Below are 26,523 nucleotides of genomic sequence, written 5' to 3'. Positions count from 1 at the left end.
ACAATGAAAATGCGATTCAATACCGAAGATGCTTTTGCGCAGCGCATTGAAAACTCCATTCAAGAAAATGTTTCTCTGGCCACATACAACACCTTTCGCTTTGATTACTCTGCTGAATATTTTGCAATAGCAGACACTTTGGAATCATTAAAAGCCTTACTGGCTTGGGCAAAGCATTTTCACCAAACAGTCACCATTATTGGAGGTGGCAGTAACTTGCTTATCTCGGCCGATGTATCTGGTCTTGTTATTATCAATCGACTAACTGGTATTAATGCAAGAGAGCACACGGGCAATCTGGTAAGCGTGACAGTGGCTGCCGGTGAAAACTGGCATAAGGTAGTCGAATACGCCGTCGCTCAAAGGTGGTACGGGATTGAAAACCTCGCTTTAATTCCTGGAACAATAGGCGCAGCACCAGTACAAAATATTGGCGCATATGGTGTTGAAATAAAAGATGTCTTGGCTCGTGTTCAAGTCATCAACAGAAACACGGGTGATGTTTACTGGATAAATGGCAGAGACTGTGGCTTTGCCTATCGCGATAGTTATTTCAAAGCTCAATGGAAAGACTTGTTACTCATCACCTCGGTTGAATTGTCATTGAAAAAACAATCTGAGCTTTTATTAAGCTATGGCGGATTGTCTGAACGAATTGAAGGAAAGCCAAACCTTCAAGCTGTGTTTAATACTGTATGTCGCGTTAGAAGTGAAAAACTACCTGATCCTGCAGTACTGGCAAATTCAGGTAGTTTCTTTAAAAATCCGATTGTTAGTCAGGCTCAGCATGATGAGTTAAAAGATCGTTTTCCAAACCTAGTATCATTTCCGTTTGAGGATGGTTTCAAATTGGCTGCTGGATGGTTAATTGACCAAGCTGGCTGGAAAGGTAAGCAATATAAGGGCGTGGGAGTCTATGAAAAACAGGCTTTGGTGTTAGTGAATCATTCAGAGACTAACGCCGCTGCTTTGCTAGAGCTGGAAGCTCAAATAAAGCAATCGGTATTTGAAAGGTATGGCGTTCAATTAGAGCGAGAGCCCGTTCGATTGCCTCTTGATATGGAGGCACAACGTTGAAAGTTGGCGTGATGGATTCTGGAGCCGGGGGATTAACTATCCTTAATGCCATACACCAAAAACATCCTTATCTTGATTTGGTGTATTTAGCAGACGATGCTTTTGCGCCATATGGCAGTAAAAGCATTGTTCAATTACAAGATAGATTGGTTAAGGTCGGACGATTTTTTGAAAATGAAAAAGTTGGTGCGATTGTCGTCGCTTGTAACACGGCAACTGTCGCAGCCATTGATGCATTGCGAGCTAGTACTTCGTTGCCTATTATTGGTGTTGAACCTGCGGTAAAGCCTGCTTTTCGACTCAGTAAAAAACGCAGAGTCGCAGTACTTGCAACGCCTGTGACCTCAGAAAGCCCACGTCTAAACCAATTGATTGATCTTTGGAAAGCGGACAGTCATGTCTCTATCATGTCCAGTTCAACACTAGCTTTTGATATTGATGCCTGGCCAGAAACAGAAGACAAAGTTAAGCAAACGATTGACCAATTAAGCCTAGAAATGCTTGCTCAAAACATTGATACATTAGTTCTGGCTTGTACTCATTACCCTTTGGTGAAGCATTTATTTGAGAAAGCCTTAGGTAACGAGTGTGAGATCATAGAACCAAGCGAAGGCGTGACTGCTCAGCTAATTCGCCGTCTTACAGAATCTTATCCTAATGAAATGAATCCGTTGCTTGATATCCTTTCTAAAAATCAAGATAGCACTCTAAATCAAGGCAGCATCGAACTTTGCAGCTCTCTTGGATTGCAAAATATGCAGCGCCTTACGTCATGGGTTATATCGTCAGGCATAATCAAAGACCGTAGGCATGTTTTAATTTAATGGTTAATTGCTATTTTCAAGGAAAGCGATAATTCGATCCTTTTCCCACATGGCATCTTGATAACCCAACTCCATTAATGCTCGACAATACTGCGGCGTAAAGAGTAAGTAGCTCGCCGCAGAACTGATTTTTTCCCTTGTTGAACCTCCTGCTGCTTTTAACAGAATTCTAATGTTTTTAGGTAAAGTGGCAATGTAATGATGTGCTATCTCATTCAGCTCTTCAGATGGAGAAATAATCAGCGTCTCCGTCGGAAGGTTTTGATGGTTGGCTTGTTTGTCTTTTGGAAGGTCGCGAATAAGACTGTTCATAATTTCAAGTTGATAGATATCATCCTCAAGATTGTCGATGAACGCACTATTTAATAACTGGCCAAGAATTTGCGCCATGCTTGGTGCACTAGTATCAACATCTTTTTCTTGCGTCGCCCATTTTTTAGCGCTTCGGTTGCCGCTCACACCAATAATAAATAGCTTATCCGCACCTAGTTTAAGAGCCGGATAAATGGCTGATTTTTGTCTTATGGCGCCATCGCCATAATAGTGATTATGGATTTTATGGGCTGGAAATATAGTCGGAATAGCGCTAGATGCTAACAGATGATCCACACCTAAATTTGCCGCCACACCTTTTCGTCGATTTCCTTGCCATGCCTGTAGATCAGGCGTTCCTTGAAAAAAAGTGGTGGATTCCCCGGTGCTGTAACTCATCGCGGTAATAGCCAAAGCTTTCAGTTGATGCTTATCAATCGCAGTGTTTATTCTTGAAAAATCCAAATGATTTGTAAGCAGTTGTTTTAAAGGCGTGTTGTCCATCAATGCAATGGACTCATCATGATTATGCAGATGAAAAAGCGAGAGCAGAGTTTTTGTCAGTGAACTGGCAACCGGCCAGCGGCCAACTGTGTATATTTGGTCTGGTGTTAAATGGCGCCAAACAAAAGCCAAAGATGAAACAGCTTTGGAGAAATTATCTGCATGGGACGCGAGCATGGTGGCATTCAATGCACCAGCTGATGTGCCACATAATATGGGGAAGGGAAGAGGCGTATGTTTAGGTCGCATCTTTCCCATTGCAGATAAAACACCCACCTGATAAGCCGCACGAGCACCGCCACCAGATAAGATTAATGCATTGTTATTTGTCATAAAGGCTCGCCTAGTCTGAATCTGTTCAAGCAGTCAATGTATCTCACAAAATACAGCTTTCTTCTATTAAAACAATCACTCGCTTTTATGAAGTATGGCGTGGCACAGAGAATTGTGCCACCTGACGATATAAGTTTTTTGAATAATACAGTGCATTTGTTATTACTAATTGTGGACTGTCTAAGCAATCTATTCCACAATCCCATCTATACTCTTTAGACAAATAGATGCATAAAGATAAATGAAAACTTTTTGAATAATAAGAAAAAGGATAACGCCATGAATTCTTCTGTCGTCATTAGCGGTGTTGGTCTTTGGACTCCCGCGCACAGTATTAGTAATGAAGAACTGGTAGACAGTTATAACGCTTGGGCTGAACAATTTAATGCCAAAAACTCTGATGCGATTGAGAAAGGAGAAATAGTAGCGAAACCTCTTTCTAGCGCAGCATTCATCGAAAAAGCATCCGGTATAAAAAGCCGCTATATTTACTCAAAAGAAGGCGCATTAGACATCAATCGCATGCGTCCAATACTTGAAGTGCGAAGCGATGAGCAAGTTTCCCATCAAGCTGAAATGGCTATCGCTGCAGCACAAAAAGCGCTAAATGCAGCGAATAAAAAAACCAGCGACATAGATATGGTAATTGTGTCCTGTGCTTATACGCAACGCTCATATCCAGCGATTGCGATTGAAGTACAAGCAGCCTTAAAGATCGAGGGTTTTGGTTTTGATATGCTGGTTGCCTGCTCGGCCGCTACTTTTGGTCTGCAGCGCGCCGTTGATGCAATAAAAGCGGGTTCGTCAAAAGGTGTGTTGGTGATTAACCCTGAACTGACATCTCCACAAGTTAATTATATGGATCGAGATTCACACTTTATCTTTGGCGATGTAGCAACCGCTGTGGTGGTTGAGAGCAGTGAAACCTGTCAGTCAGCGCATTCGTTTGATGTGCTAAGTAGTAAATGCATTACCTCGTATTCAAATAATATTCGTTCTAACTTTGGTTATACGACCCGGGTTACCGATGAAGATCCTTATTCAGCAGATATGCTATTTCATCAGAACGGTCGAAAAGTTTTTAAAGAAGTTTGCCCCATGGCGGCGGACCATATTGAAGGCCATTTGAAGAGCCAAGGTATTCAAGTGTCAGAACTAAAACGCTGGTGGCTGCACCAAGCCAATATCAATATGAACTTGTTGATTAGCAAGCGACTGCTCGGCCGAGACGCCACGCTTGAAGAGGCGCCAGTGGTACTTGATGAATACGCTAATACGGCTTCGGCTGGGTCTATTATTGCTTTTGCTAAATATCATGAAGACTTAAAAACGGATGATATTGGCGTGATTTGTTCCTTTGGTGCGGGCTACTCAATAGGCAGTTTGATCCTTCGTAAACGCTAACCTAAGCATCTAATTGCTTATTCTTTTCAAAGCGAAATAAATTGTCTAAGTTAAGTAATAGCCAAGTTAAGTCATTGAAACCGATGTGATTATAAGGGAGACTAATTGCATCGGTTTCAATGACTTAATAGGGCGATTAAAATATGGCAATTCATCCTCAAGCAGGGCAGCTTGCTTCTCACGAATTACTTGTGAACCTACCAGAACTTATGTCGGCTTATTACTTAAAAAAGCCTTGTGTTACAACACATCCAGATGAACGTGTCAGTTTCGGTACATCCGGACATCGTGGCAGTGCCTTATTAACCGGTTTTAATGAAAATCATATCTTAGCCATTGTTCAAGCTATTGCTGAATACCGCCAATCACAAAATATATTTGGTCCGTTGTACTTGGGCAAAGATACGCATGCCTTATCTGAAGCGGCTTTTCAAACTACAATGAGCGTGCTCACAGCTAATGGCGTACGGGTGCGTGTACAATTGAATGGCGGTTACACACCAACACCAGTTATTTCCCATGCCGTATTAACCCACAACAAAACACAATCAGACACCAGCGATGGTATTGTCATTACGCCTTCCCATAATCCACCAGAAGATGGCGGTATCAAATACAATTCAAGTAAAGGCGGTCCAGCAGACAAAGACATAACGGATTGGGTGGCGAAAAGAGCAAATGCTCTACTAGAAAATAACCTTCAAGGCGTAAAACGTTTTTCTCTCGAAGAAGTAGAAGCCAGCGGCTTAATTGAACCTTTTGACTACATCAATCATTACGTTAATGACCTTGAAAATGTCATCGATATGAAAGCCATTGCGGATAAGAAAATTCGTATTGGTGTGGATCCAATGGGTGGCTCAGGCATTCAATACTGGGAGCCGATAGCGAAAAAATATGGTTTAGATATTACCGTCGTGAATAAAGAAGTGGATCCGACTTTCCGCTTTGTACCAAGAGATAAAGACGGCCGTATTCGTATGGATTGTTCTTCGCCTTATTCCATGCAAGGACTGTTAAAGCTGAAAGATGACTTCGATATCGCGGTAGGTAATGATCCAGATTACGACCGACACGGTATTGTGTGTGCAGGCTTTGGATTGATGAATCCAAATGCATATTTAGCGGTGGCAATTGAGTATTTATCACAACATCGCAAACAATGGCCGCAAGATATTCAATTTGGCAAAACGCTAGTTTCCAGTGGCATGATTGATCGCGTAGTAGCTGGACTTGGCCGTAAGCTTTGCGAAGTGCCCGTTGGCTTCAAATGGTATGTAGAAGGTTTATACGAAGGCACTATGGCATTTGGTGGAGAAGAGAGCGCTGGAGCGTCCTTCCTTCGTAAAGATGCAAGCGTTTGGACGACCGATAAAGATGGATTCATCATGGCGCTGCTTGCCGCTGAGATCTTAGCAGTAACAGGCAAAGATCCGCAAACGCTTTATGAAGCGCAAGTGGCTAAATATGGTAAACCTTTCTATAAACGTATTGATGTTGCTGCATCATCAGCCCAAAAAGCTTTGCTAGGAGCTTTGGACGCCAAAGATGTAATGCAAACCGAATTAGCTGGTGAAGCCATTACTTCGGTATTAACACACGCTCCCGGCAATGACGCTGCTATTGGTGGTTTGAAAGTGTCTACTGAAAATGGTTGGTTTGCCGCTAGGCCGTCCGGCACTGAAAACGTCTATAAGATCTATTTAGAGAGTTTTGTTTCAGAAGCACATCTTGCGGAGCTTGAAAGCGAGGCGAAATCCTTAGTAGATAGTGTACTTGGTGGCTAGTACTCGACTCTACTTACAAAATATGTGTAGTGAAAAATGCCGCTTGTTTTTTATAAAAACAAGCGGCATTTTTTTTGTTTCAAGTTCTGCGACTATGTTTTACGTGCCTTTCTTTAGCAAGGAATTTACAAGAAAGTTAATTCTTTAATTATTAGACTTTTCCCGCCATCAGTGCCTCATATTTTCTTATTTAATCGCCTTTCTTTTATGTCCACAGACAAGAGATTGTGTTGTTTTCTGGCGTCTTTTTCTCTCAAAGTGAGTAATCGGTATGCTGACAGGTTAACTCAATTAAAGCTTGTAATTTTACGACAAATGAAGTTTTAAATTAGCAAAAAAAATGAATATTGTAAGCATTAAGACGATTTAGGTAATTTTAAGTAACTTTTGTAATAGTTAGTGTTGTTTTTTTGTGCTAAATTCCCGCCCCCTAAATAATTCCTAACTAACGGATTTAAATGAAGTTTTACCGATAATTTGTATTGGTGTAAAAAAAAGAAGTTTTAATTTATTTTTCTACAATAGATTTTAGGTGTTTTTTTGTAATTTTTTGGAAGTAACTGGCTTGTTGAAAGGTAATGCAAGAATTTTGAGCATCACTTTCAGGGGTGTAGTTGAGGTGGCTTGATTCAATTCAAGTATCGGTCTTTTTAAGGAAAAAGACTGATAAAGATTAATGTTAGATCATGGATGGTCTTTTTACATGTAAGCAAGGAGAAAGTTTTTGATTATCCATGATGTGTTTAGTGTTTGTTTCTTGAGGTGAAAACCTGGGACGGATACTAAACTTTATGAATGTGGAGTATTTGTTATCTCTACTAATTGGTTAACGGTGTATTGCTCTGTTACACGAATACATTATTGACATCTTGTTTATATCATCTGCTTTTTAGTGTTACCTGCTTAAATCATCCACATTCTTTTCTATGTTTTTTATTCCCCTTGGGTCTTTTGGTGTGCCTGCCTATTACAAGGCGGGTATCCAAGTTATGTATTTTTTTCTATGGAGAGGGTAATGAAATTTTTATGGTTTAGAGGTTTTAGACCGGACATTAGGCTAATAAAAACAGTTTTTTTTATGGTCATCTTTATATTTTTGGTCTCACCAGTGTGGGCAACCGACCAGCAAAAGAATGTCGCATCAGTAGGTGCAGATATAAAGGCTGATGGTCTGACTGAACACAATAGTGCAGATAAGGTTTTTTCAAAGAAATTACCTTTAAATACTGATGCTCTGCACACAGGTGAAATAGTTAAAAGCTTAAATGCTGAACCTGTTGGTGGTGCCGAAAAACTCACTTCTTACGGTTCTGTAAGTTCAGGGCTAGCTCTGATTTGGATACTCCGTTGGCTAACCATAAGCTGGAAAAAAAGAAGAATAAAAGAATCGACCACACAGTCATAAAATTAGATTGATGACTTGTATTAATAGTTAAAGATGAGATTTTTAGTAATGAAGCCTAATAAATATTGTCATTTCGCTCCCGCTCTTGCTTTGTCTGGAGTGCTTGGTTTTATGTCGTCATTTGCTTTTTCTGAAACGGCAGGGCAACTAACTCAACCAAGTTATGCCCCGGATGTCATACGTCAAGTCCCAGGCGGGTTCGAGTTCCCCGCTTTGTCGACACTTTCTGTTCCTAAAGGTGCGGAAAATTTGAAGGTCACACCATCTGGGTTAGTTATCGAAGGACAGCTAAAAGGGGTTGAGGAACAAACAGATAAAATCGAAGCTGGGATCAAAAACAAGCAAATTTCTGGCGTTGAGCTTTTTGAAGCGGCCCAAAAACTAGAGTCGGCTTATGTTCAGGCTGGCTACGTTTTAGCACGCGTCTCACTTCCCCCTCAAACAATCAAGGATGGTCTTCCTCTTCGGCTGGTTGTGACAAATGGTTTTGTTGAAAGTATTGATGCTTCAGCCTTTTACGGTGTGACAAAACAGCGCATTGAAGCCGTTTTACAACCGCTGGTCGGTAAGATGATTTTATTGAAACGTGAACTCGAACGACGCTTGCTGCTAGCTGGTGATATACCGGGCGTTTCATTGAGATCAACACTCAAAGCCGGAGATAAACCGGGCGCGACTATGATCATTGTTGATGGTCGATACGATCCCGTGTCATTAACAGCTTCAGTTAATAATAGCCTTAGCGATGGTGTTGGGAATTATGGAGCCAGTGTAGGTGCTAATTTTAATAATACGCTTGGTTTAGGTGAGGCGGGTTACTTTCAGCTAGGTGGTTACTTTGGGACAGAAAATAGTGTTTTTAGTGGCGCCCCTCGCAACAGGCAAATTGTTGCAGGCTTTAATTTACCACTCTCAATAGATGGTGCTTGGATGAATGCGGAAGTTGTAAGTAGCCAAACTCATCCAACCACCGATGTCGGATATACCGTGCCTGATGATTATCAGCGTTTTTCAACGAAGCTGGGGTATCACTGGGTTCGTAGTCGTAATCTAAATACTAGCTCAGTACTAGGTCTAGACCTTATTGATGAAAAATTAAGTCTCGATCTTCAGGGAGTCCGAGAAAACTGGAAGCAAGACAAGGTGAGCATTCTTCGCCTTACGCAAAATGTTGATATGTATACGCATTCGAACGGATTTCTATCGGGAGAAATAACTGCGTCTTTTGGCGTCGATGGTATTGGTGCACGCAGCCCAACAAGTGCTTTAAAAATGTCTCGGGATGGCGCTGAACCTGAATTTAAAAAATTGGCGATTAGTGCTAACTATCAACAAGGTTTTAAAAATACCCGTTTGCAACTGTCCTTATCAGGTAAGGCCCAAACATCAATGGGTGACACTTTGATCTCTTCAGAAGAATTCTCTCTAGGTGGCTTTGACTGGATTTCCGCATTTGAAGGTGGAGTCTTGATGGGGGATTCGGGAGCCGTGGTACGTGGTGAATTAAGTTTGCCTCTATTGTTGCCTGAAACGCTTTCTCTCCCTGGCCTTGCTTCTAACATCGTTCCTTATGTTTATGGCGCAGCGGGTGCTGCATCAATCGAAAAACCCACCGCTGCAGAAGACAAATACACCAATGCAAAAGCATTCGGCATAGGACTAAGGATAGGGGACTCCAAGGCTGATTCAGCTTTCAATAGCTCATTAGCTTTAGAGTACGCCCATGGAAATCGAAGCGACGGCCCTACAGATGGGCGATTTAATTTTCGCTGGTATGCACGTTTCTAATTACCTTTTAAATCAATGACCTATAACCTTGAAATGTGAATTTTGAGGTTTATAAACTTTATTTGAAAATAGTGAATAAAACTATGAAGAAAAAATTTAACAACACCATTTTATTTAGCAAAGCATTAACAATTACAGGTTTTGCGCTTATTTCTATGTTTGTGAAAGCAGCGACTGTCACGAATCAGAACCTTTCATTGAATGGCTACGCTCAGAAAACCGTCCCCAATCAGAATCTTCACGTAACCAGCAAAACAATAACAGATGAGCCACTTAGCACCACGGCAACCTACGGAAACTGGGTTTTGCATTGTGTTCGGATGCCTACTGAGACAAAGAAATCACAGAGTAATTGTGAAATTGTTCAATCGGCTCAGATGCAAGGTCAATCTCGACCATTAATGCAATTAGCAATTGGCCTAGTTACGGATTCTAAAGAGTTTACTGTCACGGCAGTTTTACCTATCAATGTGAGCATTCCAGGGCGTGTGCATGTTTCTGCTGACGGAAAAGCCGATGCTGAAGAGAAAGCTGGGCTTGACTTAAATCTTGTGCGTTGTTTGCCCGCTGGTTGTATTGCAGTAGCTAAATTTAATGAAAAATTGAGTGCAGCTACTGATACTGAAATAAAAGGTCAAATTCGGTTTATGGATGCCGGTGGAATAATGCAAGGCATTCCAATTTCTTGGGTTGGCTTTAATCAAGCCATGAAGGCACTAAGCGCAAAACACTAAAACAACCATTGGCCCATAGGTGCTACTTAGTGGATTCAATAAGAAGCGAAAGTCAATTGTAAGAATTACGCGTTCAACAAAGCTGTTGCTTGGAGATATAAATGCCATCAAATCGAAATGAAATGTTGCCTATTGGAGTTAGTAACTCTATTGCTAAATTTCTAATTTTTACCTTTACAATGCAACCAGTTTTTGCAAATGACCATTTGCCAGCATCCGCTTCTGTGGCGGCGGGGAATGTTTCCATTGGCTCATCTGAAAATGTTACGACAGTGACGCAACATTCAGACAAAGCCATTGTTAATTGGGACAGTTTTTCTGTCGGCAAAGACGCCACCGTTAATTTCCTACAGCCTAATAGTTCGTCGGCTATTTTGAACCGTGTGACAGGATCAATGACTTCGACTATCGCTGGTTCGATTAATGCCAATGGACAAGTCTTTCTTATTAACCCCAATGGTATCGCCATTACCCCTAGCGGAACGATTAATGTCGGCGGTGGGTTTGTGGGGTCCACATTGGATATGACCGACCAAGACTTTTTGACGGATAATTTTCGCTTCTTAGGGGATGGCGCTTCGGCCGCGATTCGTAATGAGGGTGTTATCACTGTAGGCCGTGGCGGTTTCGCGGCTCTCATCGGCGGTACTATCAAAAATAATGGTCTGATCGCTGCCCCTCTGGGCAAGGTCGGTTTAGGGTCGGGTGAACAAGCTACCTTGGATTTCTCTGGGGATGGCTTTTTGCAAATTGCAATGCCGACTGAGCACGGGGCTGAGGGCAACGGCGCTTTAATTGAACAGCAGGGCACAATTTCTGCTGATGGCGGCATGGTGTTGATTTCGGCGGCATCTGCAAGGGAAGCGGCGCGTCACGCCATCAATTTATCTGGGGTTGTCGAGGCAAAAAGTATTTCTGGTGAGAACGGCGCGATTGTCATTGGTGGCGGTGACGGCGGGCAGGTCGATATATCGGCACAAATCATCGCCACGTCTGATGATGGCCAAGGTGGCGATATCACGGTAACAGGTAAAACCATTAACCTGAAAGACGCTACTGTGGACGCTTCCAGTGCCGCAGGTGGTGGTCATATCAAGATTGGCGGTGATTACCAAGGCAAAGGTGACACGCAGCGTGCCGACACTAACCACATTGATGAAAATAGCGTGATTCGTGCTGATGCCACGCAACAAGGCGATGGGGGCGAGGTCATTATTTGGTCTGATAAATTGACCACGTTTGACGGCTTAATTAGCGCTCGTGGTGCTGGTAAAACGGGTAAGGGCGGCGATGCGGAAGTGTCAGGTAAAGCGACCTTGTCTTACCATGGTAAGGCAAACCTTGAGGGCGAAGGCGGTTTTGGTACGCTTTTACTTGACCCTTACAATATCACCATTTCCAATGGGGCGGATCAAAATGCCTCCGGCTTTGCTGCCACTGGCGACGACAGTGTTATTAACGTCACCACCTTACAAAATGCCTTAAACAGCGCCAACGTCATGATTACCACAGGTGCATCTGATTCAGAGGGCGCGCAAGCTGGCGACATCACCGTGGCCAATAACGTGACTTGGAACAGTGGCTCCACACTTACCTTGTCAGCGTATCGCGATATTAACGTCAATGCCAATCTTACTGGCGGTACAGACTCAAACATCATCTTACGAGCGGATAATTCAGGCATAGGAGCTGGCGTTGTCGCTTTTGGTGCAGGTGCGCAAGCGACAGCATCAGGTGGCGTTTCGATTTATTACAACCCAGATGATTATAATTCAGCCATTAGCTATGCGGGAAATATGGGCGCGGGCACTACGGGCACTGCCTACATGTTGGTCAATACATTAGACAACCTGCAAGCAATGGCAACCAACCTGAGGGGAGTGTATGCCTTGGGTAGAGATATTGATGCGACTGATACACTTAATTGGAATAATGGTGCGGGTTTTGCGCCAATAACCAACTTTTCCGGCACGTTGGATGGTGATCACCAAGAAATATCTAATCTTTATATTAATCGCCCCAATACAGATATGGTGGGGTTGTTTGGCAATATTAACTTCGCAACCATTCGTAATCTTGGCGTTGTAGATAGTAGCGTAACGGGTAAGCAGCAAGTTGGAGGGCTTGCTGGATACGCCAGATCTACTAGCATAAATAATGTCTATTTTACGGGGGCTGTAAAGGCACAAAATACAGTTGCGGGCCTATTGGGTATGGATGATTTTAGTGTGCTTGACAATGTTTACACGGATGCCAAAGTGACTTCGATAGGTGCTATTTCAGGGGGCTTAATAGCGTATGCGACGGGCACAACACTTACTGATGTCCACGCATTGGGTGACGTTGCTGGTACGAATTTGGTTGGCGGTTTGATTGGGATCACTACTGGACAAGCAAAAATAAACAATGCTTATGCTACAGGCAATGTAAGTGGGGGTGATGGTGCAGTTGGAGGGTTAGCTGGTCGTTTAATAGAGACTTCCATAAGTAATAGTTATGCGTCTGGTCATGTCGTTGGAATTGGCTCTCGGGTTGGAGGGCTAATAGGAGAAATAAGCGGTACCAAAAAAATTATAAACTCCTTTTGGGATATAGATACAACACAGCAAACTCTTGGTGTCGCAATTGGCGACGATTCCGGACTTATAGGTTTAAGCTCGATGGAAGCTCGTAATCAGGCAAATTATACGGGTTGGGATTTTGATAACGTTTGGTATCAAAGTGGCGACATGCGCCCCATTTTACGCTCAGAAGCCCCGACTCCTAACGCCGATGGCGTTGTGACTATTTCCAATCTCCATCAACTGGCGTTAATTGGCACGAACCTTAATGGCAATTATAAACTGATTCATGATGTAGATGCCGCCAATACAAAAGAACCAAGCGCTGGGAGCATCTGGTCTCAGTCTGGCTTTGTGCCGCTAGGAGACAAGAATAACCATTTTATTGGAACGTTAAACGGTGGGGATCATCTTGTCTCTGGTTTGACGATTAATGAGTCTGTCAGAGAAAATGTTGGGTTGTTTGGCTACATCGGTACGCAAGGTACGGTTCGTAACCTCGGTCTTGAAGATGGCCTTATTATCGGGGGCTATGACTCATATGAGGTGGGTGGTTTAGCAGGAGGAAGTAGTGGAACCATCAGCAATGTCTATAACACTGGAGAGGTTAGGGCACGGGCTATTATGTCCGATACAGGTGGGTTAATCGGTCTACTTGAAGGCGGTATCATTGAGAGTAGTTATTTCGCAGGAAAAGTCTCTGCAGAAGGTCGACGATCTTTTGTAGGTGGCTTAGTTGGTCAAGGGTACGACAGCACAATTACAGGGTCTTATTCTTCAGGGATTGTAGAGGGACGTGCTGCTGTAGGTGGCTTAGTAGGGATTAGTGATTTAATAATTGAAAACAGCTATTCCAATGCTACTGCCAGGACGTATATAGATGAATTTGTCGTATTTGCGGGCACCGCAGAGCCAAATCATACGGGCGGTTTGGTTGGGATAAGTGCGGGTGGGGAAATCAAGCATTCTTACGCGTCCGGATCAATAAGCAATAGTGATTTTGGAGGAGTCGGTGGATTAGTCGGTAACTATATGAGCGGTACTATCTCGAACTCTTTTTGGAATAAAGAGGTCACGGGACAAAACAGTTCTGCTGGTAGCGATAATAGCAATGGATTGACAACAGCCCAGATGATGGATATCTCGACTTTCGCTGACTGGGATATAGATAATCAGGCTGGAACAGGCGCAATTTGGCGCATTTACGATGGTTATACCGCGCCCTTATTGCGCAGTTTTATGACGCAATTGACCATTAGTGGCGGCGATGTCAGCAAAACTTATGATGGTAATACCAGCTTTAGTGGATTAGGCGATTTGAAATACAGTCATTCTGATGTTGATACAGCGCTTATAAAAGAAAAGACAACGGAATTTGGATATACAGCGAAGAATGCTGATGTGGGCACTTACAGTGACTCAAATATCAGCATGAATGGTGACTGGTATTCTTCACAGCAGGGATACGATATAGCGATAAAGTCTGGCTCTTTAACCATTGATAAAGCTGACTTAACGATTACAGCCAAGGACGACAGCAAAACCTACGATGGCGTGGCTTATTCCGGTGGGAATGGCGTGTCTTACGCGGGTTTTGTCACTGGTGAGGACAGCTCAGCCGTTAACCTGACAGGTTTGACGTACCAAGGTTCCTCTCAAGGTGCCAAAGACGCTGGCGACTATGTCATCAATGCGTCTGGCGTGACTTCGAAAAACTACGCGATTACCTATCAAGCTGGTGAATTAAAGGTCGATCAAGCGGACTTAACCATTCGTGCCAATGACGACAGCAAAACTTACGATGGGGTGGCTTATTCCGGTGGGAATGGCGTGTCTTACGCAGGTTTTGTCACGGGCGATGACAGTTCAGCTGTCAGCCTGACTAATTTGGCTTACCAAGGCTCCTCTCAAGGTGCCAAAGACGCGGGCGACTATGTCATCAATGCGTCTGGCGTGACCTCGAAAAACTACGCGATTACTTACCAAACAGGTGAGCTAGAAATTGTTTCTGCTGATGTAAGTCCTGACAATCTAGATACATTCCCCAAGAACATAGACACAGCCCCCAAGGATTTAGACACCAACACTAAGGATATAGTTGTTAGTTCTGCTAGCAATCTGGGTGTGAAGTCTTACGACGGCAGTCCCTTTATTGGCGATAATGGCGCGGCGGATTTCAGTGTTACGAATAGTCCTAAAAACTCGGTAGTGAATACTATTGTCTTTGTGGATACGCCAGTTATTCCAAATAATTCTGTTGTTTCAGATGTCCAAACCAGTGTAGAAATTCCTGTTTTTGCGATCTCTGAAAGCCCTATTGAAGATGCTTCGATAAGCATCATTGAACCTACCGTAAATAAGGCGCTACCGATATCAACGAACACTGTTGGAAAAACGAATCCTACACAGCAGGGCCTTGCTTCAGTCGCAGCATTACCAGTGGCGATCTCATCACCTTCGATAGAATCCATTGAAGCGATTAAGCCAATAAACATCGATTCGAACCGCTCTGATGAGTTGTCCGTTCCTTTAGATACCATTCCAGTGCTAGCGCAGGCTGGTATTAATTCTACTGATGATAACGCTCGAAATCCTGCGGTTAAGGAAAGCTTACTCAACATAGGATTTGCTGGTTTCTTAAGCAGCAGTGTGGCGGGTATGGGGCTGCTTCTTCTAGGCTTAGCTTGGCGACGTAAGATCGCTTTTGCTGGTTCCTTAGCTGGCATAGCTTTGCTTCTTCTAGGTTTGGTTTGGCGACGGAAGAAAGGTAAGAAAAAGCAATTACAACAAGAGTCTATTTAAAATTTATTGCCTTTTGATTTTCGGCTCCGAAAACACAATGACGGAGCCGAAAATTGTAATTGTTTATGTAGGGGCGAATGCTTTTATTTCTTTGCAGTTAAAAACAGGCGTATTAAATTTCCGACAATCTAGACAGCCATTTTGTTAATTGAAAGCCCGTTTTGTCGTTGAGTTTTTGCGCGGCGGCTTTAAGCTCTTTGGCATTATTGTTGTTCATTCTTTTTCCCGCGATGATGACCCAGTTTCCGGTTCCTGTGTCTAAGGCTCGGACATCGTTGAAGTATTTTTTAATCACGGCCGTGAGGTCGTGGTTATTTTTCTGATCAATCCAGCAGTTTAAAGCTAACCAACCATCTTCTTTTATATTTTTGGCACAGTTTTCAATGAAGCTTGTCTGGAGAACCGCACGGTCCATTCCTTCAGTGTTATAAAGATCCGTCATCAGCAAATCGACTTTCTTCGGCAAGCCTTCTGCCATGTAATCAATGCCATTGGCAACTTCTAAGTTGATGCGCTTGCCTCTGGGTAATTTGAAATACATCTCAGCCGCGTCCATGACTTCTTGGCATAGTTCTACAGCGGTGATATGAATAGCAGGAATCGTATGGTGGAGCGCGTTAAGTAAAGTGCCACCACCAAGACCTAAGATGCACACTCGTTTTGGCTCACAAAACAACAAAGGCAGCATCATGGCTTGGGTGTATTCGTGCTGTAAAATATGTGGAGTCGAAAGACGAATCCGACTTTGCTCATCACCTTCGGCAAAAGACAGGATGCGGTATTGGCCATCATCAAAAATGCGAATTGGACCAAGTTCATCTGCGCTGTCATATAGTAACATAATGTTCCTTCAATAAAAATAAATAAGACTCGAACTGCCGAGCCTTATTGGTAGCAAACGTTTTAAATCACTCGATTTTTGCTTCTCGTAAATGCTTCAAAATAGCTTGTATTGGGTGAGGAATAGCAACATCATCAAAGCGCTTTGCTTGGCTACGACAAGAGTAGCCAGTTGCCACCAGCTTTCCGAGCAATCCAGGATTGGTTACTTTTTCTTTCCATGACAAGTCATAAATGGTTTTCGAGGTTTCTTTGTTGGCCGTTTCATGACCGTAAGTTCCAGCCATGCCACAACAACCGACGTTTTCGACTTTTAGTTCCAGCCCTAGAATGCTGTAGACTTTTTGCCAGTCTTGGATAGAAGCTGCCGCATTGGTTTTTTCTGTGCAGTGGGTCATTAGATGGTAAGTCGAGTTATCACACATTAAAGGCTGCTTAATAAGGTGTGCGCTTTTCTTCATTAACCATTCTTGCATCAACTGGATGTTTGGTATTTGTCGAGTGTCGCTAAAGGCTTTGGTGTATTCCGAACGATAAGTCAGCGTCATCGAAGGATCAATGCCAATGAATGGCAAACCATAGAAAGCCAAGCTTTGCAGCATGTCTAAGTTTTTACGAGCAGTGCGATTAAAGGCTTTCATGAAGCCATGTACATGCAAAGGTTTGCCATTTGGCATGTAAGGTGCCAGATATGCTTGGAAGCCAAGACGACTCAAGGTTTCCATGGTGTCTAATACTAACTCGGTTTCAAAATAACTGGTGAAAGCATCTTGGACCACAATAACAGCACGAGATCTATCTTTTGGACTTAAGGCTTCAATTGCTAAGGGTGTTGCCAAACGAATACCACGACGAGACATTTCTTTTTTTAGATTGAGCTTGCTCAGTTTAGGATTGTCGGCCAAACCTATGTATTTGCTACTGAAGTGATTCACCCAGCTGCGGCTCACCAACCAATTGTATGGCTGCGGGAATATCGCCATGGTTGGCATCATAAATTCCAACGAACCGATAAGATAATCCTTGGCGGGTCGCAGATAACGGCCGTAGTAAAGCTCCAAAAATTTTGCTCTAAACTCTGGCACGTCAACTTTAATTGGACATTGGCCGACACAGGATTTACACGCCAAGCAGCCCATCATGGATTCATGAACTTCATTTGAAAAATCGTATTCACCACGGCGTTTTGCTAGGGTGTTTTTTAATCTTGGCAAGAAGTTGAAAAAGACATTGCTGTCTTTTGCGTCTTTGCTTGCTTTAACTGTGTCGACACCTTGCTGGCTCATGCCGCGTAGCCATTCACGCATTAAAGAAGCACGACCTTTGGGCGAGTGACGACGATCTCGTGTGCCTTTCCAAGAAGGGCACATGGCGTCATTTGGATCGAAATTGTAGCAAGCACCGTTGCCGTTACAGTACATGCCTTCTTGAAATTGATCGCGGTTTTGAAGCGGAATCTGACGGTCAAATTGTCCACGTAACGGGACCGCATCTATCTTCAATAAATCCGCACCGAGTTCAAACGGCGTGGCGATTTTACCCGGATTTAATTGGTTTCTTGGGTCAAACGCGCCTTTTACTTGTTGAACGCTCGGGTAAAGCTCGCCGAAAAAGGCAGGCGAATATTCGGAGCGAACGCCTTTGCCATGTTCACCCCAGAGTAAGCCATTGTATTTCTGCGTGAGCGCAACCACTTTGTCGGTGATCTCGCGGATCATCGGTTCCTGGGATTCATCTTTAAGATCAAGCGCAGGGCGAACATGCAGAACGCCTGCATCCACATGGCCGAACATGCCATATTGAACCTTGTAGCTATCTAATACTTCACGAAATTCCATAATAAAATCGGCAAGGTTTTCAGGCGGCACCGCGGTGTCTTCAACGAATGGAATAGGGCGCCTTTCACCCTTAGCGTTGCCTAATAAACCAACAGATTTCTTGCGCATCGCCCAAAGCTTGTTAACGCTGTCATGTCCCATGGCGATGGTGTAGCCCAACGCGCTACTGTCACCTTGTTTGGCTAAGACATCGAGTTTATCGGTGAGGATTTTAATTTTATCGGCGACTTCTTGTTCATCATTGCCGGTGTATTCGACGAGGTTAATCCCTTGGATATTTTCGCCAGCATTTTCTGGAAAAAACTCAGCAACGGAATTCCAAATGATATCGCCTTTAGCAAGACCTAGAACTTTTGAGTCGACAGTTTCGATAGAGGTTGGCTTGGCTGCCAGTAGTTCGCGAGCATGACGAAGGGAGCCTTCAAAGCTGTCATATCGAATATTCACTAAAGCGGCATAGGTTGGAATAGCCAGAAGATTCACTTTGGCTTCGACAATAAAACCTAACGTGCCTTCTGATCCGCAAAGCACCGAGTTCATATTGAATTGACCATCGTCAGTGCGAATGTGAGCCAAGTCATAGCCAGTTAAGCAGCGGTTGAGCTCAGGGAAAGTGTCTTTGATTTCTTGAGCTTTGTTTTTCTGAATGTTATCGACAACACGATGAGCGTGGGCAGAATAATCGCTGCCGCTTTGAATGTTGGCGAGTGTCTCATCGTCAATAGGCGCTGATTCGAGTAGGTGCCCATCTAACAATACGGTTTTGAGGGAAAGAACGTGGTCGCGCGTTTTTCCATACATCACCGAACCTTGTCCGCTGGCGTCGGTATTGATCATGCCACCAATGGTGGCTCGGTTACTGGTTGATAACTCTGGCGCAAAGAATAAACCATGAGGCTTGATTGCTTTATTAAGCTGATCTTTTACTACGCCAGCTTCAACGCGAGCCCAGCCTTCCTCGGCGTTAATTTCCAAAATTCGATTCATGTGCTTGGATAGATCCACCACCAAACCATCGGTTAACGACTGGCCATTGGTGCCAGTGCCGCCACCTCTAGGGCTTAACACAACATCGTTAAATTCTTCTTGGTTGGATAACTGCACCAACAACTGAATGTCTTGGGTGTTCTTAGGGAAGATAACTCCCTGAGGCAATACTTGGTAAATTGAGTTGTCGGTCGACAGAACCACACGGTTGGCGTAATCAGGATTAGTATCTCCTGAGAATCCTGAAGCTTTCAGGCGTTCGATGAAAGAAAGGTATTTGGCCTGAATCGGCGAGACTTCAGAAAGTTTTGGAATCATGTTTCATCTCCACAAATGATGAGTGCGCAGATTTTATCAAAGAAACGCCTGTGAGAGTGATTTTTCTGAGTTGAAAAAAGTGTGTGATAACACTCTAAAAACTCATGTTACTATGAAAGGCATATACATTTTTTGTAATTGGGTTTATTTGTGTCCTTCATTCAGCCAATCATTTTGTCAACAGCTTTCCAACAGTCATCCAATCATCAATATACGTTAGATATTTACCGTGGTGATCTCGAGTACCCGAATGCGCCGGGAAATAAGTGGCATAAGTTGCGTCATCACCTCAAGGCCGCAGAACAACAAAACGCCTCTGTTATTGCGACTTTTGGCGGGCCGTTTTCAAATCATCTTCATGCTTTTGGAGCAACACTTAGACATTTGCCTTTTAAAGCTGTTGCTATTGTTCGTGGGGAATTGCAGTCTCAATTGACTCCAACTCTTAGAGATATGGCGGACGATGGTGTTGAGTTATGGCCTTCGACAAGATCCGATTATCGACGTGGAATAGAGTCAGAAATAGTAGGCAAAATAAACCAGCGCTACGGCAGTGTCTACTGGATCCCAGAAGGCGGTGGCGGGGCACTTGGTGCAAAGGGCTGTCATGATTGGGCGAATGACATCAGTGCAATGGATGATAAATACGATGCTTGGGTTGTCTCGTCTGGAACGGGGACAACCGCAGCGGGGTTGCTTTCTAATATCCATGCGCCTGATTTACATGTGTTCAGCGCATTAAAAGGTGAGCCCGCTCAAAGAGGATTGATTTTAGATTTAGCGAATCAGCTAACAGCAGAATCAATATTGAGCGCAGAGCTCGGTGTGAAATTATTCTTTCATTCCGATTGTCACGAAGGTGGTTTTGCCAAACAAAGTCCCGCATTAAACGCCTTTATGAGAGAGTTTGCTGATGTAAACCCGAATCATCCACTTGATCCTATTTATACCAGCAAAAGCATGTTTGCCGTTTTTAAAGCGATGAAAGAAGGTTCCTGGCCTTATCGTCGTACATTATTTATCCATACTGGTGGTTTGCAAGGCTGGCGAGGGTATTCAAATCATACTAATCCTTTTGCGTGTTCTTAACGAGATGGCGATAGTTGGCGTCTTCATGTTAAAGTTGCCCAACTTATGTAAAATCCACATTAATAATAAAAACCGTTTTAAATGCGTTAGTGGATTGATTTGTTTACATCGATAGACGGGAAGAGAATGACACATGAGTCTTTTTAGACGTGTTGGTATTATTGCTCGGTTAGATAAACCTCAGATTCTTGATACGGTTAAGAAACTGATGGAGTATCTTCAAGAAAAAGACATTGCGCCAGTTCTTGAAGATCAATTGGCGACCATGATGCCAGGTGTGAAAGTCGCATCATCGGCATTAAAAGAGTTAGGTGATCATTGCGATATGGTCATGGTAGTCGGAGGTGACGGTAGTTTCCTTGGTGCTGCTAGAGCAATATGTAATTACGACATTCCTGTATTGGGCATCAACCGAGGCACGTTGGGTTTTTTAACGGATATCTCTCCGCACAACCTTCAAGAAGAATTAGATCCTATCTTTCGTGGTGAATATCATGAAGAAAAGCGTTTTATGATTGAAGCAAAAATCAAGCGCCAGAATCGTCCTAGCGGCGAAGGCATCGCGTTAAATGATTTGGTTCTCCATCCTGGTAAATCTGCGCGAATGATTCGTTTTGATCTTTTTATCGACGATCAGTTTGTGATGAACCAAAAATCAGACGGCCTTATTGTGGCTACACCGACGGGCTCGACCGCTTACGCGCTATCTGCTGGCGGTCCAATCATGCTACCTAAATTAGATGTTTTAGTGTTGGTACCAATGCATCCGCATACGCTAAGTAATCGACCAATCGTGATTGATGCAAATGCAAGAATTCGCATTGTAGTATGTGAATCTAACCTTACTTATCCAAGTGTGAGTTGTGATGGTCAGCTTAATATTACAGCGGCACCAGGGGATGAAATTCATATCACTAAAAAAGCAGGTGGTATTCGATTGATACATCCTAAAAATCATGATTTTTATAACGTGTGTCGTGACAAGCTAGGTTGGCAATCCAGTTATCGCCCTTAATATTGGGTTCTGGTTGAGTTTTTATTATTTCATAAATATATCCTCTTTAGGGGTTCCATGTATTTTGTTTACCAGTTCAAAAAAACAGAAGACCCTAAAGGGTTAACCGAAGCCTTGTGGCATCATAAGGTGGCACATCAAATTATTTTCAAAGATGGTTGTAATGAGTTGTGGGTATTGGATCCAAGTCAATTGCCAGCAGTTGAACAGCTTATGACTATTTGGAAAGACGATCCGACTTTGCTGCAGCAAGCCCAACCAGCCTCTGTAGTTAGAAAAAGCTCTAGAGGCGGAATACTTTCTCTGCTTAAACTGTCGCCAGTTACGACAATCTTATTATTGTTAACATTACTAGTAGCGGTGATTACTCAACTGGGCGCAGACATCAAAAGCGTCAGTTATTTCTCTATCAGCCCATTCGATATAAAAAATGGCCATATTTACTTTTATGATTTGGCTGAAGTCTTTTCTAAAGGTGAATATTGGCGTTTTTTCACGCCAACATTGCTGCATTTTAGTGTGCTCCACATCATCTTCAACACCTTATGGATCTGGGAAATCGGTGGGAAATTAGAGCGTATTATAGGGTCGGTCGTTTGGAGTATTGGTGTTGTCATCATTGCTGTATTAAGTAATGTTTTACAGTATCAGATAAGTGGCTACCCCTTATTTGGTGGTTTATCTGGTGTGGTGTACGGATTAATTGGTTTTGCTTGGCTTTTACCTATTTTAAACAAGCGTTGGCCAATCATTATTAGCCAGCAATTGATGGTGTTTTTTGTTATTTGGTTGGGCATAGGTTATACGCTTTTTCCTGAAATGTTGGGGCTTGGCAGTATTGCTAACACGGCTCATAGCATTGGTTTGCTTTCAGGGTTAGCACTTGGTGTTATTTACTGGATTGCGACCAAACACCGCCAGAGCTAGTTAAACTCAGCCTATATTTTACTTTAGATTTACTTTTTAATTTACAGACTTTAATAACAGCCTGCTTGAATGCAGGGAGATGCAAAAAAATGAATTTTAAAGAAATGATCGATACTATGTCGCCTGAGGTTTATGTCAAACTGAAACAGGCCGTTGAGCTTGGTAAATGGCCCAATGGTGTGAGATTGACACCCGAACAAACGGAATTATGTCTTCAAGCTGTCATTACTTACGACTACAGCAATAAAGAAGAAAAAGATCGTGTTGGTTACATCGACACCACAGGTCATAAAAACGTCGGTAAAAAAGACCCTGCTAAAGAACAAGACACCATTAAATGGGTTGGCGATGGTCCTGAGGGACAAGCTTGATGTTGCAGGGTAATCTTAAAAAAATGTCGACCGAGGTTCGTGATGGTCAAGTGTATTATCACCTTAACCTAGGAAGTAATCATGTACTGGTTAATGATTTGTTAGGTAAAAAAGTCTCTTTGCATCTTGATGGAACGATTCATTGTGTAAATTGCGGCAAGGTGACCAAAAAATCGTTTAGCCAAGGTTTTTGCTTTAATTGCTTTCGAAAGTTAGCCGCCTGCGATACTTGCATCATGAGCCCAGAAAAGTGCCATTTCCACTTAGGAACTTGCCGAGAGCCTGAATGGGCTGAGCAGTACTGCATGCAAAGTCATTATGTTTATTTGGCTAACTCATCGGCTTTGAAGGTTGGCATTACCCGCGGAGACCAATTACCCACACGTTGGATTGATCAAGGTGCCACGCAGGCACGGGCATTGTTTCGTGTTCAAAACCGCAGAATGTCTGGCTTAGTCGAAACCTTATTTAAAACCCAAGTAGCAGATAAAACCAATTGGCGTAATATGTTAAAAGGATCGTCAATTGAGATGGATCTTGAGCAAGAGCAAGAGCGTTTAATTGATCGACTTTATGAAGGTTTGGATTCCTTGCAACATGAGTTTGGGTTGCAGTCCATCACCGACTTATCCGATGAAAATGAAACCCATGAATTTACCTACCCAGTTTTAGAATACCCAACCAAAATCACCAGCCTTAACGCCGAAAAAACGCCGCTTATCGAAGGTACTTTGATGGGTATTAAAGGCCAATATTGGATGCTAGATACTGGCGTGATAAATATTCGTAAATACACCGGCTATCAAGCGACATTGACATTCTAGGAGATAAGAACAAATGAAAGAGAGTCAACCTTCAGCGATTTATTTAAAAGACTATAAAGTTCCTCCTTTTCTCATTGATAAAACAGAACTTACATTTGATTTAGACGAAGCCACCACGGTTGTTACTTCTCGTCTTCATATGCGCCGTAACCCTGCATTTGGCAAATCCACAGCCCCTTTAATTCTAGACGGTGGCGAAGATGTTAAATTGATCGGTGTGGCAATGGATGATTATTCATTACCTCCAGAAGAATACCGAGTAAGCGAAGATAAACTCATTATTACGGCGACTGCGGATGAGTTTGTCCTGACCTGTGAAACCTTAATTGAGCCACAAAACAACACACGCTTAGAAGGCTTGTATCGCTCGTCTTCTATGTTTTGCACTCAGTGTGAAGCCGAAGGTTTTCGTCACATCACTTATTACCTAGATCGTCCTGATGTAATGTCGGTGTTTACTACAACCATTATTGCTGACGAAGCTCGCTATCCAGTTATGCTGTCTAATGGTAATGAAGTGGAGCGTGGCAAAACTGACGAAGGTAAAACGTTTGTTGTATGGCACGACCCTTTCCCAAAACCGGCTTATCTTTTTGCCTTGGTTGCGGGTGACCTTGCAGTCAAAAATGATGTGTTTACCACACAAAGTAAGCGCGATATTAAACTGCAGATTTTCACTGAGTCGCACAACATCGACAAAGTTGATTACGCAATGGAAGCACTAAAACGTTCTATGCGTTGGGATGAAGAAACCTTTGGACGCGAATACGATCTGGATATTTTTATGATCGTTGCCGTTGATGACTTTAATATGGGCGCCATGGAAAACAAAGGGCTGAATATTTTCAATTCCTCTTGTTTGTTAGCCAGCCCAGAAACAACAACTGACGATACTTATTTGCGTGTAGAAGCCATTGTTGCTCACGAATATTTTCATAATTGGTCTGGTAATCGCGTGACTTGCCGTGATTGGTTCCAGTTAAGCTTAAAAGAAGGTTTTACCGTTTTCCGTGATCAGTCTTTTTCTGCTGATATGCATTCAGAAACCGTAAAACGCGTAGAAGACGTTTCATTCTTGAAAACAGCGCAGTTCGCAGAAGATGCAGGCCCAATGGCGCATCCCGTTCGTCCGGCTTCATTTATTGAAATTTCAAACTTCTACACATTAACTGTCTATGAAAAAGGCGCTGAAATTGTCCGCATGATTCACACCTTGTTAGGTGCTAAAAAATTCCGAGCAGGCTCTGATTTGTATTTTGATCGTCATGATGGTCAAGCGGTTACCTGTGATGACTTTGTTGCCGCGATGCAAGATGCTTCTGGTGTTGATCTTTCTCAATTCAAGCGCTGGTACTCTCAAGCGGGCACTCCAATTGTCACAGTGACAGACAGCTTTGACGAAGCAACAGGAATTTATCGTTTAACGATGAAACAAGACACGCCAGCCACTCCAGGTCAGCCAACAAAATTGCCACTGCATATTCCTGTACGTGTTGGTTTGCTTGATGAGCAGGGCGCAGCCTTGTCTGCTGAAGTAAATGGCATTGTTGCAGAAGATCATGTGTTGCATCTGAAATCCAGTGAGCAAGAATTTGAGTTTAGCGGTTTGACTGCGAAACCTGTTCCTTCTCTGTTACGTGGTTTTTCGGCACCTGTGAAATTGCGTTACGACTATTCTTCAAAAGATCTCTTATTATTGTTGTCTGCCGATTCTGACGGTTTTAACCGTTGGAGTGCATCGCAACAATTGGCGGTTAATGAGCTTACAGTGTTAATCAATCAGGTAATTGAAGGGAAAGAATTATCGATTGACTCTCAGTTAGTCCATGGTTTTAAAACCTTGTTAAATGATAAAACACTAGACCCTGCCATGGTTGCCTTGATTTTGGCTTTGCCGAGTCAAGCGTATTTGTCTGAGTTAGCAAACCCCATTTATCCAGCCGCCATTAAACAAGCGCGCCAGTACTTAAAAGCTCAATTGGCGAGTACTTTGTCAGCGGATTTTGAACGAGTGTATCGTGATCATAAAATCCAAGGTGAATACCAAGCAACCGCTGAAGATATCGCTCATCGTACATTGAAAAATATCGCCTTATCTTATTGGGTTGAAACAAACAATGAGCTTGCTCATCATGGAGTTCTTGAGCAATTCCAATCTGCCAACAACATGACAGACCAGTTTGCTGCACTTTCTATCGTTGTGAATGCTCAGCACGATAAAGCTACAGAATTATTGGCAGCTTTCTATGAGCAGTGGAAAACGGAACCATTGGTGGTAAACAAATGGCTAATGTTAAGCGCCAGCCAAGAACAAGAAACGGCGTTGGAGACAGTGAAAGGGCTTATGGAACATCCAGCTTTTGATCTGAAAAATCCAAATAAAGTTCGCTCTGTTTTGGGTGGTTTTGGTCAAAGTGTTGCTGGTTTCCATAACGCAGATGGCAGCGGTTATCGTTTCTTAGCGGATCAGATTATTTTATTAAACAAGCGTAATCCGCAAATTGCTTCGAGACTTTGCACACCATTAACTCGCTGGAAAAAAATGCAGCCTGAGTTAAGCGTAAAAATGAAAGCAGAACTTGAGCGTATTTTGGCAGAGGATTTGTCTAAAGACGTATATGAAGTGATTTCTAAAAGCCTTGCGTAATAATTAATTACGCGATTTAAGAGATTTAAAGCCCCTGTGGATTTATCCTCAGGGGCTTTTTTGTGATTTATTTGATATGGTTTATAACGTTGCCTTTACTACTTCTTTGCATTCCATACTTAATTCTGGCATAAGA

At 43.0% G+C, this 26,523-nt stretch carries 17 protein-coding genes; 14 read left to right on the top strand and 3 right to left on the bottom strand.

The window, feature by feature from the left end:
* Positions 1 to 3 precede the first annotated feature (3 nt).
* Both murB and murI read left to right on the top strand, forming a co-directional pair.
* Positions 4 to 1,077, top strand: a complete 1,074-nt coding sequence (gene murB, locus ACO05V_RS13755; protein ID WP_421852409.1) for a UDP-N-acetylmuramate dehydrogenase — start codon at positions 4 to 6, stop codon at positions 1,075 to 1,077.
* On the top strand, positions 1,074 to 1,901 hold the full coding sequence (gene murI / locus ACO05V_RS13750) for a glutamate racemase (protein ID WP_421852406.1): 828 nt from the start codon (positions 1,074 to 1,076) through the stop codon (positions 1,899 to 1,901). The genes murB and murI overlap by 4 nt, the downstream gene beginning before the upstream one ends.
* 3 nt (positions 1,902 to 1,904) lie before the next feature.
* Here murI and ACO05V_RS13745 read toward each other — a convergent pair whose 3' ends face one another.
* Positions 1,905 to 3,050, bottom strand: a complete 1,146-nt coding sequence (locus tag ACO05V_RS13745; protein ID WP_421852403.1) for a patatin-like phospholipase family protein — start codon at positions 3,048 to 3,050, stop codon at positions 1,905 to 1,907.
* Between the two features lie 279 nt (positions 3,051 to 3,329).
* Between ACO05V_RS13745 and ACO05V_RS13740 the strand changes: the two genes are divergently transcribed.
* The 6 genes from ACO05V_RS13740 (at position 3,330) to ACO05V_RS13715 (ending at position 15,531) form a co-directional block, all read left to right on the top strand.
* Positions 3,330 to 4,454 (top strand): beta-ketoacyl-ACP synthase III, encoded by a 1,125-nt coding sequence (locus ACO05V_RS13740; protein ID WP_421852400.1) that lies wholly within the window; start codon positions 3,330 to 3,332, stop codon positions 4,452 to 4,454.
* 143 nt (positions 4,455 to 4,597) lie between these two features.
* Positions 4,598 to 6,241, top strand: a complete 1,644-nt coding sequence (gene pgm, locus ACO05V_RS13735; protein WP_421852397.1) for a phosphoglucomutase (alpha-D-glucose-1,6-bisphosphate-dependent) — start codon at positions 4,598 to 4,600, stop codon at positions 6,239 to 6,241.
* A gap of 1,015 nt (positions 6,242 to 7,256) precedes the next feature.
* Positions 7,257 to 7,646: a hypothetical protein gene (locus tag ACO05V_RS13730; protein WP_421852394.1), complete on the top strand. Its 390-nt coding sequence runs from the start codon at positions 7,257 to 7,259 to the stop codon at positions 7,644 to 7,646.
* Positions 7,647 to 7,694: 48 nt separating this feature from the next.
* Complete coding sequence (locus tag ACO05V_RS13725; RefSeq protein WP_421852391.1) at positions 7,695 to 9,434, top strand: ShlB/FhaC/HecB family hemolysin secretion/activation protein; 1,740 nt, start codon at positions 7,695 to 7,697, stop codon at positions 9,432 to 9,434.
* A gap of 71 nt (positions 9,435 to 9,505) precedes the next feature.
* Positions 9,506 to 10,168 (top strand): invasion associated locus B family protein, encoded by a 663-nt coding sequence (locus ACO05V_RS13720; RefSeq protein ID WP_421856969.1) that lies wholly within the window; start codon positions 9,506 to 9,508, stop codon positions 10,166 to 10,168.
* 101 nt (positions 10,169 to 10,269) lie between these two features.
* On the top strand, positions 10,270 to 15,531 hold the full coding sequence (locus tag ACO05V_RS13715) for a GLUG motif-containing protein (RefSeq protein ID WP_421852388.1): 5,262 nt from the start codon (positions 10,270 to 10,272) through the stop codon (positions 15,529 to 15,531).
* 112 nt (positions 15,532 to 15,643) lie between these two features.
* On the opposite strand, the gene ACO05V_RS13710 is transcribed toward ACO05V_RS13715, so the two are convergent.
* Both ACO05V_RS13710 and ydiJ read right to left on the bottom strand, forming a co-directional pair.
* Complete coding sequence (locus tag ACO05V_RS13710) at positions 15,644 to 16,372, bottom strand: spermidine synthase (RefSeq protein WP_421852385.1); 729 nt, start codon at positions 16,370 to 16,372, stop codon at positions 15,644 to 15,646.
* A 67-nt stretch (positions 16,373 to 16,439) separates the two neighbouring features.
* Positions 16,440 to 19,514, bottom strand: coding sequence for a D-2-hydroxyglutarate dehydrogenase YdiJ (gene ydiJ, locus ACO05V_RS13705; RefSeq protein ID WP_421852382.1), 3,075 nt, complete (start codon positions 19,512 to 19,514; stop codon positions 16,440 to 16,442).
* A 150-nt stretch (positions 19,515 to 19,664) separates the two neighbouring features.
* Here ydiJ and ACO05V_RS13700 point away from each other — a divergent pair, with 150 nt between their 5' ends.
* The 6 genes from ACO05V_RS13700 (at position 19,665) to pepN (ending at position 26,387) form a co-directional block, all read left to right on the top strand.
* Positions 19,665 to 20,603, top strand: coding sequence for a 1-aminocyclopropane-1-carboxylate deaminase/D-cysteine desulfhydrase (locus ACO05V_RS13700; RefSeq protein WP_421852379.1), 939 nt, complete (start codon positions 19,665 to 19,667; stop codon positions 20,601 to 20,603).
* Positions 20,604 to 20,736: 133 nt separating this feature from the next.
* On the top strand, positions 20,737 to 21,618 hold the full coding sequence (locus tag ACO05V_RS13695; RefSeq protein ID WP_421852376.1) for an NAD(+) kinase: 882 nt from the start codon (positions 20,737 to 20,739) through the stop codon (positions 21,616 to 21,618).
* Between the two features lie 57 nt (positions 21,619 to 21,675).
* Positions 21,676 to 22,545 (top strand): rhomboid family intramembrane serine protease, encoded by an 870-nt coding sequence (locus ACO05V_RS13690; protein ID WP_421852373.1) that lies wholly within the window; start codon positions 21,676 to 21,678, stop codon positions 22,543 to 22,545.
* An 89-nt stretch (positions 22,546 to 22,634) separates the two neighbouring features.
* Entirely contained in the window at positions 22,635 to 22,916 is a 282-nt protein-coding gene (locus ACO05V_RS13685) for a YeaC family protein (RefSeq protein ID WP_421852370.1), read from the top strand.
* On the top strand, positions 22,916 to 23,740 hold the full coding sequence (locus tag ACO05V_RS13680) for a DUF2797 domain-containing protein (protein WP_421852368.1): 825 nt from the start codon (positions 22,916 to 22,918) through the stop codon (positions 23,738 to 23,740). Before ACO05V_RS13685 ends, ACO05V_RS13680 begins: the two co-directional genes overlap by 1 nt.
* Positions 23,741 to 23,753: 13 nt before the next feature.
* Positions 23,754 to 26,387 (top strand): aminopeptidase N, encoded by a 2,634-nt coding sequence (pepN, locus tag ACO05V_RS13675; protein ID WP_421852365.1) that lies wholly within the window; start codon positions 23,754 to 23,756, stop codon positions 26,385 to 26,387.
* The last annotated feature ends 136 nt before the right edge of the window (positions 26,388 to 26,523 follow it).

Source organism: Marinomonas sp. (assembly GCF_965225885.1).
In the GTDB taxonomy this organism is placed as follows: Bacteria; Pseudomonadota; Gammaproteobacteria; order Pseudomonadales; family Marinomonadaceae; genus Marinomonas.
The sequence above is the reverse complement of the archived record's forward strand: the minus strand, read 5'-3'. Positions and strand labels throughout refer to the sequence as shown.